Below are 14,012 nucleotides of genomic sequence, written 5' to 3'. Positions count from 1 at the left end.
AACCGCGCGGTCCCCAAAGGGCAACCGGCGAGCCGGTCCCGGCCGGAACAAATGCCGGGAGAAGCCCGACGCATGGTGGTCGGCGTGGGCCTGCCGCCTCACGGACGATTACGGATCCGACACGATGTGTGCGGCCGGTCACGACAATTGCAACCGTCTTTTAATTAATTCAGCGGGACACTCGGTCTCGGCACGCAAGAACCGCGCGCCCAAGCGGCGACAAGCCCAGCCGACAACAGCGAGAGCCCGTCATGGCAACCCTTTCGTCAGTCTCCCTGTCCGCTGCAGCGGCAGAACGCCCGAACCGATCCGGCCTCGTCGAGGACATCCGAGGCTTCTGGCGCGAATTCGTTGCGCGTGCCTTCCATCCCTACCGGCCGGAACTGCATTACATGCGCGGCCCGGGACCGGCCTGGCGGGCCAAATACGGCAACGACGCCGCGTTCCGTCTGAAGGCCGACCTCGACTGACCGCTCGCCTGCACCCGCCCCTGGCGCCTTGCCCTGGTGACTGAGACCGCGCCTTGCGCCGCCGGCACTTTGCGCGCAAGCATGGCTCCATTCCCGACGGCGTTGCTCGAATGACGCCCTCTCCCGACGAATGGACCTTTGCCGATGACGCGGCTGCGCTGTGCAATCCTCGATGACTATTACGATACGGCGCTGTCACTGGCCGATTGGCCGCGTCTGGCCGACAAGGTGGACGTCACCGCCTTCACCCATCCGTTCGCCGGCGAGGATGCGGCCGCCGCCGCACTGGCCGATGTCGACATCGTCTGCGCGATGCGTGAGCGGACACCGTTGCCGCGCACCCTGATCGAGCGGCTGCCGAAGCTGAAGCTCCTGATCACCTCGGGCATGCGCAACGCTGCGATCGATACCGAGGCCGCGAAGGCCCGGGGCATCGTGGTCTGCGGCACGCAATATGGTCGGGATCCGACCGCACCTCTCACCATGGGCCTGATCCTGGAACTGACCCGCAGGATCGGCCAGGAGAACGCCCGGATGCACGCCGGCCAGCCCTGGCAGGCGCTGGGCGGCATCGAGATCGAGGGCAGGACGCTGGGCGTGATCGGGCTCGGCAAGCTCGGCAGCAAGGTTGCGGGGCTCGCCAAGGCGTTCGGCATGGACGTGATCGCCTGGAGCCCCAACCTGACGCCGGAGCGCTGCAAGGAGGCCGGCGTCGGCTACGCGACCAAAGAGGAGCTGTTTGCGACCGCGGACATCATCACCATCCATGTCGTGCTCAGCGACCGTTCGCGCGGGCTGGTCGGCGCCGCCGACATCGCGCGGATGAAGCCTTCGGCCTATCTCGTCAACACTTCGCGGGCCCCCATCGTGGATGAGGTGGCGCTGCTGCAGGCCCTGCGCGGGAAGCGCATCGCCGGCGCCGGCCTCGACGTGTTCACGGTCGAGCCGCTGCCGGTCGTCCACCCGCTGCGCGGGCTCGACAACGTCGTGCTGACGCCGCATCTCGGCTACGTCACCGAGGAGAGCTTTCGCGCCCACTACAGCCAGATGGTCGATTGCATCGCAGCCTGGCTCGGCGGCGCGGAACCTCCGCGACGGCTGGCCTGACCCGCGCAACAGCCCAAAGCAAAACACCCTCCGCGAGGAGGGTGTTTCAATTGATCAAAGCCCGATTCAGCGGATCGTGACCGGCGGCGGCAACGGCTGCACCGTCGTCGGCTGGCTACCCGTCGCCTGGGCCTGAACCGGAATCTGGACCTGCTGCTGCGCCGGCACGGCTGGGCCCGCCGCCGCCATGTTCTTGCTCGAGCCGGGAGGTGCTCCGCCCGGCATGACCACGACGCGGGTGCCGACCTTGACGCGTTCGAACAGGTCGGCGACGTCGTCGTTCAGCATGCCGATGCAGCCCGACGAGACGAACTTACCGATCGTCGACGGCTGGTTGGTGCCGTGGATGCGGTAGACGGTCGAGCCGAGATACATCGCGCGGGCACCCAGCGGGTTGCCCGGCCCGCCGGCCATGAAGCGTGGCAGATAGGGCTGGCGCTCGATCATCTCGCTCGGCGGGTACCAGTCCGGCCACTCGGTCTTCTTGGTGATCTTCTGCACGCCGGTCCAGGTGAAGCCTTCGCGGCCGACGCGGACGCCGTAGCGCATCGCCCGGCCGTTCCCGAGCACGAGATAGAGATAGGTGTTGGGCGTATCGACGACGATGGTTCCGGGCGGCTCCTTGGTGACGAAGTCGACCTCCTGGCGGCGCAGGTTGGCCGGCAGCGGAGCCGGCGCGGCATCGGGCTGCTCTTCCGGCGGCAGCGCTGCGACGGTCATCGGGCGGTCGCCGGCCGGCGCCTGCGCGGTGCCCGGCACGCTGGTAGCGCCACTCACCACGCCTGGCGGACGCGGCGCACCGGCGTCGCCACCGGGCGCACCATTGCCATAGGTGCCGTAAGCCTGCTGACCGGAGGCCGGCCGATCAGCGTAAATCACCGGCGGCGCACTTGCCGGGCGGCCATAACGCGGATCGTCCGGTGACATCACCGGGCCGGTCGGCGCCGCGCCATAGACCGGGGCGCCAGCGGGACGGCCGTAGCGGGGATCATCGGGCGACATCACCGGCCCAGGAGGCGGAAGAGCCGCCGAGTTGCCCGGCGCATCCTCGTCGTCGAGCGCGTCGAAATCAGGGGCCTGTCCGCGCACATCGGCCGGATAGGGCGTGGGCTGCGGTGAATACGCGCCCGGCGCGGTCTGATAGACCTGCTGTGCCTCGGCAAACGAGGTTGCCGTCACGCCCGCTGCCGCGACCGCGCAAACCGTCAGGATGTGTCTGATCATCATTGCCCTTGCAATATCCCCAAGCCGCCGATTGGGACCTTTGCTGTGCCAAATGGCCGAAGATAGCGGCGCATTCAAGACAATTCCGGCCGGAGCGGTCCGACTTCGGCAATTTGTGATCATGTCCCCGTCGTTGCACGGAAGTCTCACGCCGCCGAAAAAGTGCAGCAGAGCCGCCGCGAGCCGCATCTCCGCCGCGATTTGACGAGCGAGCGGGAACGCTTTCGGTATTCTGACCTCAGCCTGATTCGCGATGCACGGCAGAAGCCGGCCCCGTCGTGAACCCTGCCATTCCCTGTGATCACCGCGTTCCCTACTGGCTCGAAGGTCTCGGCAGCCCCGCTGCCGTGACGAGAGTTCCCGTCAATGCTTCCCGGCTTTCGTTTCCTCGTCGCCGCGATCCTCTGTTCGATCTCTCTCACCATCTTCGGCATGGGCGCTGCAGCCCTGTTGCGCGCCGCCCATGAGCAGTTCGCCAGCAACTCGTCCTGGCGCTCGACTCAGGCCTCCGGCTTCACGGCCTTCCTGCCGCCGGCCGAGCCGACGCCGGTTCTGGCCGTGCTGCGGGTCGAGCCGAGCCCGGCGCAACCCGTCGCGCCGCCGTTGAGCGCAACCGATGCGCCTTCGGCGACAGCGGCCGAGCCGTCGAGCCCGCCGGCGGCTGCAGCTCCGGTCACGGAGAAGATCGAGGCGACGGTCGCGGCCGAACCGCCCGCATTGCCGACGCCATCGCTCCCTGCGGAGACGGTCGACACCGCCTCGGTCTCCGCTGCGATCAAGAGTGTGACAGTTGAACCGAACGAGCGGACCGACGGCGGTAAGCCGGAGCGCACCGCTTCGGAGCTGACTGCTTCGGTCGTCGTTGCCATCGACAAGGCCTCCGACAGGCCCAGGATGGACACCACTCCCCAACCTGCCGCCGCATCAGCAGCGACCGTCTCGAGCGACGCCGCGATCGTTCCCGTCGCAGCCGCCGCCCAGGTCCTCGCCAGCGCCGATCCGACGATGACGACCGCGGCTCCGATCCCGTCCGCGCCGGCGGCCGCCGTGCTCGATCCGATCGCGGCCAAGCTTGCTGCGCTCGCCGAACAGCCGGCCCATCAGGAGCGGCCCGCCGCCGGCGAGCACCGTGCCTCGGTGAAGATCGCGAGCGTGCAGTTGCGCCGGAGCATTCTCAAGAAGCGTCTGGCCCGCGAGAAGCAGGTCGCCGCGCGCCGGGCCAAGCAGCGCCGCATCGCGCAGCGGGTCCGCTCGGCGCGACAGGCCGCTGCCGCTCAACAGCAGCAGCAGGCTTTCCCTGATCCGTTCGGACAGCAGCCGTTCGGTCAACCGCAGGCCGTTGGGCCGCAGGCGGCCGGGCCGCGGACGCGCTAACCGCTCAAGCGGCGCCCGTCGCCACCGGCGGGCCGTTTTCGACACCCCATTCCGACCAGGAGCCGTCGTACAGCGCGGTGTCGCGGATGCCGAGGCGATAGAGCGCCAGCGTCAGCACGGCTGCCGACACGCCGGAGCCGCAGGAGGTCACGATCGGCTTTGCCAGATCGACCCCGACTGCACCGAACGCCTTGCGCAGTTCCTCGAGCGGCTTCATCAGGCCGGTCGCGGCGTCGAACAGCTCCGCGTAAGGCAGGTTGCGGCTGCCGGGGATGTGGCCGGACCGCAGGCCGGGCCGGGGCTCCGCCACCTCGCCGGCGAAGCGCGGCGCCTGCCGCGCGTCGATCACCTGCTCGGCATTGCCGGCGAGATTCGCGACCATCTGCTCGATCCTGCGCACGCGCGCGGCGTCGAAGCTCGCGCCATAGCTGCCGAGCGCCGGCGTCACCTGGCCGCCGTCGACCGGCCGCCCCTCGGCGGTCCACTTCTTCAGGCCGCCATCGAGCACGCGAATGTCTTTGTGGCCGAACGACAGGAACATCCACCAGGCGCGGGGCGCGGCGACCCAGCCGCCTGAATCATAGACCACCACCGTATCGCCATTGCTGATGCCGAGCCGGGCGGCATCGCGGCCGAACTGCTCGGCGCTCGGATACATGTGCGGCAGCGGGTTGGAATGATCCGAGACCTCGTCGACGTCGAAGAACACGGCGCCGGGAATGTGCGCCTTCAGGTAGTCATCCTTCGGCAGCGGCAGCACGCCGGGCATCTTGAACGTCGCGTCGACCACCTTGATCTTGGGGTCGCCGAGATGCGCCGCGAGCCAGTCCGTCGAGACGAGAGGGTCGTTTGGGGTGGTCATGGCCTGGCTCCAGGATCGCTTCATTGCCTCATCGCCGGCTTTGGCCCGGCGGTCCATCTTCTTCAAGCGATGGACACGCGGGTCAAGCCTGCGTGTGACGATCAGGTTCAATCCTTCTTCTTCGGCGCCCACGCTTCGACCGGTCCGCCGGCCTCGCGCCAGGCGGCGAAGCCGCCGCCGATATGGGCGACCGGTGTCAGGCCCATGTCCTGCGCCGTCTTGGCGGCGAGCGCCGAGCGCAGGCCGCCGGCGCAGTGGAAGATGAACCTCTTGTCCGCCTGAAAGATCGGCTTGGCGTAGGGGCTCTGCGGATCGATCCAGAACTCCAGCATGCCGCGGGTGCAGGAGAATGCGCCGGGAATCCTGCCCTCGCGCTCGATCTCGCGCGGGTCGCGGATGTCGACGATCACGACATCCTCGCGCTTGGCCGCCTCGATCGCGTCAGCCGCCGAGAGCGTCTCGATCTCGGCATTGGCTTCGTCGAGCAGCGCCTTGATGCCGCGGGTGATGGTCTGGGGCATTCTCTCGTTTCCTTCTGGCGCGTCCTCTTGGCATCTGGCACGCCGTCACATTCGCCGTCATTCCGGGGCGGTCCGCAGGACCGAACCCGGAATCCAGAACTGATACGACAACCTCTGGATTCCGGGTTCGGTCGCTGTCGCGACCGCCCCGGAATGACGGACCGTTCTAGCGCACCAGCTCCTTCATCGCCGCTTCCAGACCCTCGATCGTGATCGGATACATGCGCTCGGAGAAGAGGCGGCGGATAATGGTGGTGGATTCGGAATAGTCCCAGTGCTTCTGCGCCACCGGGTTGAGCCACACCGTATGCGGATAGGTGCGGATCACGCGGTCGAGCCAGACCGAGCCCGGCTCCTCGTTGACATGCTCGACCGAGCCGCCGGGCACCATGATCTCGTAAGGCGACATCGACGCGTCGCCGACGAACACGACCTTGTAGTCGTGCGGATATTTGTGAAGCACGTCCCAGGTCGGCGTGCGATCGGTGAAGCGCCGCTTGTTCTGCTTCCACACGCCTTCATAGAGGCAGTTGTGGAAGTAGAAATATTCCATGTGCTTGAATTCGCTCTTGGCGGCCGAGAACAATTCCTCGACCTGGGCGACGTGCGAGTCCATCGAGCCGCCGATGTCGAAGAACACCAGCACCTTCACCGCATTGCGCCGCTCGGGCCGCATGTGCACGTCGAGATAGCCGTGATTGGCGGTCTCGCGGATCGTGGTGTCCAGATCGAGCTCGTCCGGCGCGCCGGTGCGGGCGAACTTGCGCAGGCGGCGCAGCGCCACCTTGATGTTGCGGATGCCGAGCTCAACATTGCCGTCGAGATCCTTGAACTCGCGACGGTCCCACACCTTCACGGCGCGATTGTTGCGGTTCTTCTCCTGTCCGATCCGGACGCCTTCGGGATTGTAGCCATAGGCGCCGAAAGGCGAGGTGCCGGCGGTGCCGATCCACTTGCTGCCGCCCTGGTGCCGGCCCTTCTGCTCTTCCAGCCGCTTCTTCAAGGTCTCCATGAGCTTGTCCCAGCCCATGGCCTCGATCTCTTTCTTCTCTTCCTCGGTCAGATACTTCTCGGCGAGCTTCCGCAGCCATTCCACGGGGATCTCGGCCTTCTCCATCGCATCCAGGAGATTTTCCAATCCCTTGAACACGGTGCCGAACACGCGATCGAACTTGTCGAGATTGCGCTCGTCCTTCACCAGCGCCGTGCGCGACAGATAGTAGAAGTTCTCGACCGAATGCTCGGCGAGATCGGCATCGATCGCCTCCATCAGCGTGAGATATTCACGCAAGGAGACCGGGACCTGCGCGTCGCGCAGTGCTGTGAAGAATTGCAGGAACATGCCCATTAGATTGCCCGCCCCTCTCCGCCCGTCAAGGCCTGTCGGAACCGGGCATACTGGACCGGCCGCCTTTTTGCTCTACAATCCATGGAACAGAGTTCTGAATGGGGGCTTCCTATGAGTCTTATCGTCGCCATCATCATTGGCGCCATTGCTGGCTGGCTGGCCGGCCTGATCGTTCGCGGCGCCGGTTTTGGCCTGATCGGCAACATTGTTGTCGGTATCATCGGCGCGCTGGTCGCAAGCTACGTCCTGCCGGCGCTGCACATCGCGCTGGCCAGCGGCACGCTGGGCGCGATCCTGGACGCCACGATCGGTGCCGTCATCGTGCTCGTGATCCTGGCCGTGATCCGGCGCGCTTGATTATTTCCCCTTCCAATGGCAGCCATCATCTCAAAGCCGCAGCGGCGGTCGCCGCTGCGTAGCCACTCAACACAAGTTCGATCGACAAGCGAGGCGCGATGAAATTTACCGGCACCCAGGACTACGTCGCCACCGATGATCTGAAGGTGGCCGTCAACGCGGCGATCGTGCTCGAACGCCCGCTCCTGGTGAAGGGCGAGCCCGGGACCGGCAAGACCGTGCTGGCCGAGGAGGTCGCGAAAGCCGTCAACGCGCCGCTGCTGACCTGGCACATCAAGTCGACCACCAAGGCGCAGCAGGGCCTCTACGAATACGACGCCGTCTCCCGCCTGCGCGACAGCCAGCTCGGCGATTCCAGAGTCTCCGACATCAAGAACTACATCAAGCGCGGCAAGCTGTGGGAGGCCTTCACGGCCGAGCAGCGTCCGGTGCTGCTGATCGACGAGATCGACAAGGCCGACATCGAGTTTCCGAACGACCTGCTGCTCGAGCTCGACCGGATGGAATTCCACGTCTACGAGACCAACGAGACCATCAAGGCGAAGCTGCGCCCGATCGTCATCATCACCTCGAACAACGAGAAGGAGCTGCCGGACGCGTTCCTGCGCCGCTGCTTCTTCCACTACATCAAGTTCCCCGATGCCGACACGATGGGCCGCATCGTCGACGTGCACTTCCCCAACATCAAGAAGCGGCTGGTCGAGGAAGCCCTGCGGATCTTCTTCGAGGTGCGCGACGTGCCCGGCCTGAAGAAGAAGCCGTCGACCTCGGAGCTGCTCGACTGGCTCAAGCTGCTGCTCAACGAGGACATCGGCCCCGAGCAGCTCCGTGAGCGCGATCCGCGCAAGCTGATCCCGCCGCTGCACGGCGCCCTGCTCAAGAACGAGCAGGACGTGCATCTGTTCGAGCGACTCGCCTTCCTCAGCCGCCGCGAGGTGTGAGACGTTGCGGCTTGGCGGGATCAGCCACATGCCGCGGCCGCGCTCAACGCCCGACGACCATGCGCCCGAGCACGCCTACGATGCCATCGACGGCAATCGGCTTCTCGCAACGCAGGATGTGCGAGAAGCGCTCCGGGATGATGGATTCGTCATAGCCCGTCGTGAACACGAAGGGCACGCCGCGTGCGACCAGCAGATCCGCCACCGGAAACGCCATCTCGCCGCGCAGATTGACGTCGAGGACGGCGCCTTCGATCCGTCCCTCGCGCCTGATCAAGGCGAGCGCATCGGGAACGGTTCCGACCGGACCGAGCACCGTGCCGCCGGCGTCGCCGAGAGCGCAACGCAGCTCGTCGGCCAGCATGTATTCGTCCTCGACGACGAGGATATGGCGGTCGCGCAGCGAGCGTTCAGGCATGCTCATCGAGCTCCAGCGTGGTGAGTGAGACGGGAATCGAAATCGTGCAGCAGACGCCATCAGGCGCGAGATTGTACGACGTCTTGGCGCTGAGCTGATACGGCAGGGCCTGCTCGATCAGCTCCCTCCCCTGCCCCGTACCGGCGGGTTCCGCGCCGGGCGGCGGCATGTCGACGCCGCTCTCCCGCCAATCGATATGCAGCCAGGGCTTGTCTTCCGCCCCATGACGCTCGAGCGACCAGGTTACCGTGAGACGACCGGACGGTTGCCCCAGCGCACCGTATTTGAGCGCGTTGGTGGCGAGCTCATGCAGCGCCATGGCGAGCGTCTGCACCGTCGACGACCGCAGCCGTACACCCGATGGGCCGGCGAGCTCCACGCGCTCGGAGACGCCGGCAACCGCGGACAGCTCGCTGCGGATCAGGTCGTCGAAGGTGACCCGGTCATGCTCGTTCAGGCGCGACAAGAGCCCCTGCACGCGCGACAGCGTATCCAGCCGATCCCGGTAGCGGGCGCGGAAATCGGCCAGATCGGTGCTGGCGCGCGCCGTCTTGTCGGCCATCGAGCGGACCACGCCCAACAGGTTGCGCGTGCGATGCTGCAGCTCGGCCACCAGCACCTTCTGCCGCTCCTCCCACTCCCGCCGCTCGGTGACATCGAGCATCGCGCCGGTCATGCGGATCGGCTGTTCGGCGGCGTCGTAGAAGAAGCGCCCGCGACCATACAAATAGCGGATTGAACCGTCCGGATGCACGACGCGAAATTCGCGGACATATTCCTCGCCGGCCTCCATCGCCCGGCGCAGCGCTGCCTCGGTCCCGGCACGATCCTCCGGATGAATACGCGCCGTCCAGGCCTCGTAGCTCGGGTTCACCTCTCCGACACCATAGCCTTCCAGGCGGAAGTGCTCGTCCGACCAGTAGACCTCGCCGGTTGCGACGTTCCAGTCCCACAGGCCGAGCCGCCCGACCTCGACCGCACTCCGCAGCCTCTCCTCGCTCTTGCGCAACTCGTGCTCGGCCAGCTTCTGCTCGGTGACGTCGCGCGCCGCTCCGAACCACTCGACGATCTCGCCGTTGCCGTCGAGCATGGGAACGGCACGCGAATGCGCCCAGCCGAGCGTACCGTCGACCCTGATGACACGGTGCTCCAGCTCGAACACGCTCTTCGTCGCAATGGCCCTGCCGACGGCGTCCAGCACCTGCGGCTGGTCTTCGGAAGGGATGTACTTCGCGAGCCAGCGCCGGCTCGGGGTCGTCGTATCGGCAATGAAATCCTTGCCTCGGAGAAAGCGCATCTCGCTCCAGTCCGGGCTCATGCAATAGACGACATCGAAGCTCGCGGTCACGAAGGCGCGGAAACGCTCCTCGCTGGCGCGCAGTCGCGCCATCGCATCGGCGCCCTGCACGACGTCGGCCTGGGGCGCGAGCATCTGCGTGTCCGCGCGCACGGCGTCCGAATGCTCGTTCACTTGCTGCCCCTTTTTTCGGCATCGTATCGTGAAACCTGAGCATGCGCCAAGCGCCGGGCGTTTCCTGTCGACCGCGGCTTCGACCGACCCGCCGCAGCCTCGAAGTTCCCTGCAGAAATCATCCACAGCCGATGGTGAATCTGGGACAAGCCCGCACGAAGGCTCGACGCATCGGTCCGGGCTTGTTAAGCGCCAGCCTCTGCGGGAAGCGCGTTTGAGTCGGGGCACATGACCGTTGCAATCGAGATGGGGCAGACGGCGGCGGGATCGCCTGCAGCGCTCGACCTCGAAGAACTCCTGGCGACGCGGCTGCTCGTGCAGGGCAATTCCGGCTCCGGCAAGTCGCATCTGTTGCGGCGGCTGCTGGAGCAGAGCGCGCCCTGGGTGCAGCAGACCATCATCGACCCCGAGGGCGACTTCGTCACGCTCGCCGAGCGATTCGGCCATCTCGTCATCGAGGCCGAGGACCACACCGAGCGGGCCCTGCAGGTCGCCGGCGAGCGGGCCCGCATCCACCGCGTTTCCACGGTGCTCAATCTCGAAGGTCTCGACGCCGAGAACCAGATGCGCCGCGCAGCGGCGTTTCTCAACGGCCTGTTCGAGATCTCGCGCGACCATTGGTATCCGATGCTGGTCGTGGTCGACGAAGCCCAGCTGTTCGCCCCGGCCGTCGCCGGCGAAGTCTCGGACGAGGCCCGCAAGGCCTCGCTCGGCGCCATGACCAATCTGATGTGCCGCGGCCGCAAGCGCGGGCTGGCGGGGGTGATCGCGACACAAAGGTTGGCGAAGCTCGCCAAGAACGTCGCGGCCGAGGCCTCGAACTTTCTGATGGGCCGCACCTTCCTCGACATCGACATGGCGCGCGCCGCCGACCTGCTCGGCATGGAGCGCCGCCAGGCGGAGGCCTTCCGCGACCTCGAGCGCGGCCAGTTCATGGCACTGGGACCCGCGTTGTCGCGCCGGCCGCTGGGCCTGCGCATCGGTCCGACCGACACCAAGCCGCGCAATGCGACGCCGCGGCTGATGCCGCTGCCGGAGGCCTCGCTCGAGGACGCCCGCTCGGTCATCCTTGCCGCGCCGCCGCCCGAGACCAACCCGCGGCCGCAGCGCAAGCCGCAGCCCGAGCTGCTCGACCAGCTCATGGCGGCCAAGTCCGCCGCGTTGGAGTTTCGTCCCGAGCCGCCGCCGCCCGAGGTGAGCGAAGAGGAGCTCGCCGAGCGCCGCGCCCGCGTCGAGCGCGTGCTGCGCGCCGTGCTGGCCGAGCCCGACGCCGGCTTCCGCGCCGTCGGCGTGCTCTACCAGGAGTTCGTCGTCCGCTGCCGCATCGAGGGGCTGGGCACGGCGGTGCCCGACCTCAACGAATTCCGCCGCATGCTCACCCGCGCCCGCGCCGGGCTCGGCAACGACGCGGCGTCCGACGATGCCGGCTGGCAGGACGTCACCTTGCGCGCCTCGCTGCTCCCTGAGGACATGCAGGGCGTGTTCATGATGCTCGCCCGCGCCGCCAAGGACGGCCGTCCCTGCCCGAGCGATGCCGCGATCGCGCGCGCCTACGGCTCGCACTCGCTGCGCCGGGCGCAGCGGCTGCTGACCTATATCGAGGACCAGGGCCTGATCGTCTGCCAGCTCGACGGCGCCGGCCGCCGCATCGTCACCCTGGTCGAACTCGCCTGGGCCACCGCGCCCGGTGATCCCAACGCCGACGACGCCGATCAGTCGCTCGTCACCTCTTCGTCCTGACGATGCGCCCGGATCGCTCCGGGCGCATCGCGTTCATATTGTCCGCGATCAGCTCGCGGCGATCTTGCCCATCGCCGGATCGCTGATGCTGGGCCGGCCGTTCTCGACGTGGCCCGCGAGCTGCCAGTTGAAATTGGCGTCGCTGTCCGCCGTCACCGTCAGGTCGTACCAGCCATGGGTCTGGCGCAGCCGCACCTTGGTCTCCAGGCGCTGGCCGCGCTGCAGGCGATGCCGATCGCTGCGTCCCGTGTAGTTGTCGGTCAGCGTCACCACGCAGCTCGCGCCCTTGTTGGTGAGCGCCACCGCGAGGCTGCGGGCATCGTCTCCCTCGTCCCAGTCGCACATGTGAACGGTGTCGACGTCGACCAGCGCCGACGTCGAGACGACGCCGCCCTTGAAGTGCCGGTAGAAGCCGTTCGGGCCGTACACCGACAGATCATACTGGCCGGCGCTGGCGGCGAGGTCCCACACGCCGTTCAGCGACTTGCCCGCTTCGACCGTGTAGCTCCACGGTCCGGTCGCGGTGTTGCCGGAGCGGACGTGGAAGCAGACGCCCGCCTGCCCCGGATTGACGAAGCGGATCCCGAACTTTTTGCGCGCCGCATCCGCATCGCCGTCGACGCGGAGGTCATACGGCAGCGCGCGTGCCGGGCGAATCCCGGGCTCCTGCTGCGGCAACACCTGCTTGGCCGGCGGCACCGGATGATAGTCGTCGAAGCGCGCGCCCGAAGTGATGTCGGCCACCGGCGGCTTGTAGCCGGCCGTGCTCGGCAGCGGCGCCATGCCTTCGTTCGGCGAGGTGAAGTTGAACGCCGAGGTGAGATCGCCGCACACCGCGCGCCGCCACGCCGGGATGTTGGTCTCGAACAGATCCGGCGCCTTGTGATGGAAGCGGCGCTCGATGAAGCGGATCACCGAGGTGTGGTCGAACACTTCGGAGCACACGAAGCCGCCGCGCGACCACGGCGACACCACCAGCATCGGCACGCGCACGCCGAGACCGTAGGGACCGGCCAAGTGGCTGCCATCGCCGGCGAAGAGGTCCGTGCTGACGTCGACGGTCGACTGGCCCCAGGCCTGCGACATCGCCGGATACGGACCGACGACGTGGTCGAAGAAGCCGCCGCCTTCGTCGTAGTTGATGATCAGCGCGGTCTTGCTCCACAGCTCCGGATTCGACGTCAGGATGTCGAGCACCTTGGAAATGTACCAGGCGCCTGGTCCGGGCAGCCAGTTCGGATGCTCGCTGAACGCCTCCGGGGCTGCGATCCACGACACCTGCGGCAGCGTGCCGTTGCGGACGTCGTTGCGAAGCCCGTCGAACAGGTTGTCGAAGGTGCCGCCCTTGGCGATGTTGCTGCCGCGTAGCGCCTTCTCGTATAGCGGGCTGCCCGGCTGTGAATTCTGGTACTGGTGGAAGTACAACAGCGAGTTGTCGCCGTAATTGCCGATCCACGGATTCTCGGTCCAGCCCCAGTAGCCAGCCGCGGTGAGGCCGACGCCGATATCCTGATAGACCTTCCAGGAGATGCCGGCCTTCTCCAGCCGCTCCGGGAACGTGGTCCAGTCGTAGCCGGCCTCGGCATTGGTGATGACCGGGCCGCCATTCTTGCCGTCATTGCCGTCCCAGCCGGTCCACAGATAATAGCGGTTGGGATCAGTCGGCCCCATGACCGAGCAGAAGTACTGGTCGCACACCGTGAACGCATCGGCGAGCGCGTAGTGCCAGGGCAGGTCCTGCCGGTTCATGCAGGTCATCGTCGTGGTGCCCTTGTTGGCGATCCACTTGTCGTAGTTGCCGTTGTTCCAGGCCTTCTGGCCGTCGTTCCAGCCGTGCGCCACGTCCTCGACATAGACCTGACCGGCGTTGTCGACGCGGAACGGCATCACCGATCCGGTGCCGTTCGGCTGCTGCCAGACCGGATTGCCGTTCGGCAGCTTCACGGCGCGCGGGTCGTTGAAGCCGCGCACGCCGCGCATCGCGCCGAAGTAATGATCGAAAGCGCGGTTCTCCTGCATCAGCACCACGATGTGCTCGACGTCCTTGATGCTGCCATGCCGATGGAAAGCGGGAATGGCATGCGCGCGCTCGATGCTCTGACTGAGAGCTGCGGTTGCAGCCGAGGCTCCGAGCAGGCGCAAGAACTCGCGCCGGTTGTGCGCGATCGTGTTCGACATC

The 14,012-nt window shown here is 66.9% G+C and carries 13 protein-coding genes; 6 read left to right on the top strand and 7 right to left on the bottom strand.

Annotation, left to right across the window (positions count from 1 at the left end):
• Positions 1-251 precede the first annotated feature (251 nt).
• Positions 252-470, top strand: coding sequence for a hypothetical protein (locus QXZ94_RS33245; RefSeq protein ID WP_172131644.1), 219 nt, complete (start codon positions 252-254; stop codon positions 468-470).
• A 144-nt stretch (positions 471-614) separates the two neighbouring features.
• A complete protein-coding gene (locus tag QXZ94_RS33240; RefSeq protein WP_315725594.1) occupies positions 615-1,577 on the top strand; it encodes a D-2-hydroxyacid dehydrogenase family protein in 963 nt (320 codons plus the stop codon).
• A gap of 66 nt (positions 1,578-1,643) precedes the next feature.
• On the opposite strand, the gene QXZ94_RS33235 is transcribed toward QXZ94_RS33240, so the two are convergent.
• Positions 1,644-2,804 carry a L,D-transpeptidase gene (locus QXZ94_RS33235; protein WP_315725592.1) on the bottom strand — a complete coding sequence of 387 codons (1,161 nt, stop codon included), beginning with the start codon at positions 2,802-2,804 and terminating at the stop codon, positions 1,644-1,646.
• Between the two features lie 363 nt (positions 2,805-3,167).
• Between QXZ94_RS33235 and QXZ94_RS33230 the strand changes: the two genes are divergently transcribed.
• Positions 3,168-4,175: a hypothetical protein gene (locus QXZ94_RS33230; protein WP_315725590.1), complete on the top strand. Its 1,008-nt coding sequence runs from the start codon at positions 3,168-3,170 to the stop codon at positions 4,173-4,175.
• A gap of 4 nt (positions 4,176-4,179) precedes the next feature.
• On the opposite strand, the gene sseA is transcribed toward QXZ94_RS33230, so the two are convergent.
• From sseA to QXZ94_RS33215, 3 genes are all read right to left on the bottom strand, one after another.
• Entirely contained in the window at positions 4,180-5,037 is an 858-nt protein-coding gene (sseA, locus tag QXZ94_RS33225; RefSeq protein WP_315725588.1) for a 3-mercaptopyruvate sulfurtransferase, read from the bottom strand.
• Between the two features lie 107 nt (positions 5,038-5,144).
• Complete coding sequence (locus tag QXZ94_RS33220; protein ID WP_172111120.1) at positions 5,145-5,558, bottom strand: rhodanese-like domain-containing protein; 414 nt, start codon at positions 5,556-5,558, stop codon at positions 5,145-5,147.
• 166 nt (positions 5,559-5,724) lie between these two features.
• Positions 5,725-6,900 (bottom strand): VWA domain-containing protein, encoded by a 1,176-nt coding sequence (locus QXZ94_RS33215; RefSeq protein WP_315726693.1) that lies wholly within the window; start codon positions 6,898-6,900, stop codon positions 5,725-5,727.
• A 117-nt stretch (positions 6,901-7,017) separates the two neighbouring features.
• On the opposite strand from QXZ94_RS33215, the gene QXZ94_RS33210 reads away from it, so the two are divergent.
• Positions 7,018-7,263: a GlsB/YeaQ/YmgE family stress response membrane protein gene (locus tag QXZ94_RS33210; RefSeq protein ID WP_172111121.1), complete on the top strand. Its 246-nt coding sequence runs from the start codon at positions 7,018-7,020 to the stop codon at positions 7,261-7,263.
• 98 nt (positions 7,264-7,361) lie between these two features.
• Positions 7,362-8,204 (top strand): AAA family ATPase, encoded by an 843-nt coding sequence (locus QXZ94_RS33205; RefSeq protein ID WP_008964954.1) that lies wholly within the window; start codon positions 7,362-7,364, stop codon positions 8,202-8,204.
• Between the two features lie 43 nt (positions 8,205-8,247).
• On the opposite strand, the gene QXZ94_RS33200 is transcribed toward QXZ94_RS33205, so the two are convergent.
• Together QXZ94_RS33200 and QXZ94_RS33195 are read right to left on the bottom strand one after the other, a co-directional pair.
• Positions 8,248-8,622: a response regulator gene (locus tag QXZ94_RS33200; protein WP_315725583.1), complete on the bottom strand. Its 375-nt coding sequence runs from the start codon at positions 8,620-8,622 to the stop codon at positions 8,248-8,250.
• On the bottom strand, positions 8,615-10,093 hold the full coding sequence (locus QXZ94_RS33195) for a sensor histidine kinase (RefSeq protein ID WP_315725581.1): 1,479 nt from the start codon (positions 10,091-10,093) through the stop codon (positions 8,615-8,617). The genes QXZ94_RS33200 and QXZ94_RS33195 overlap by 8 nt, the downstream gene beginning before the upstream one ends.
• A gap of 228 nt (positions 10,094-10,321) precedes the next feature.
• On the opposite strand from QXZ94_RS33195, the gene QXZ94_RS33190 reads away from it, so the two are divergent.
• Complete coding sequence (locus QXZ94_RS33190) at positions 10,322-11,833, top strand: ATP-binding protein (protein WP_315725579.1); 1,512 nt, start codon at positions 10,322-10,324, stop codon at positions 11,831-11,833.
• A 48-nt stretch (positions 11,834-11,881) separates the two neighbouring features.
• Here QXZ94_RS33190 and QXZ94_RS33185 read toward each other — a convergent pair whose 3' ends face one another.
• Complete coding sequence (locus QXZ94_RS33185; RefSeq protein ID WP_315725577.1) at positions 11,882-14,011, bottom strand: phosphocholine-specific phospholipase C; 2,130 nt, start codon at positions 14,009-14,011, stop codon at positions 11,882-11,884.
• Position 14,012 lies beyond the last annotated feature (1 nt).

It is taken from the genome of Bradyrhizobium sp. SZCCHNS2022 (assembly GCF_032377575.1).
Classification (GTDB): domain Bacteria; phylum Pseudomonadota; class Alphaproteobacteria; order Rhizobiales; family Xanthobacteraceae; genus Bradyrhizobium; species Bradyrhizobium aeschynomenes.
This window is presented reverse-complemented; position numbering and strand designations above follow the sequence as displayed.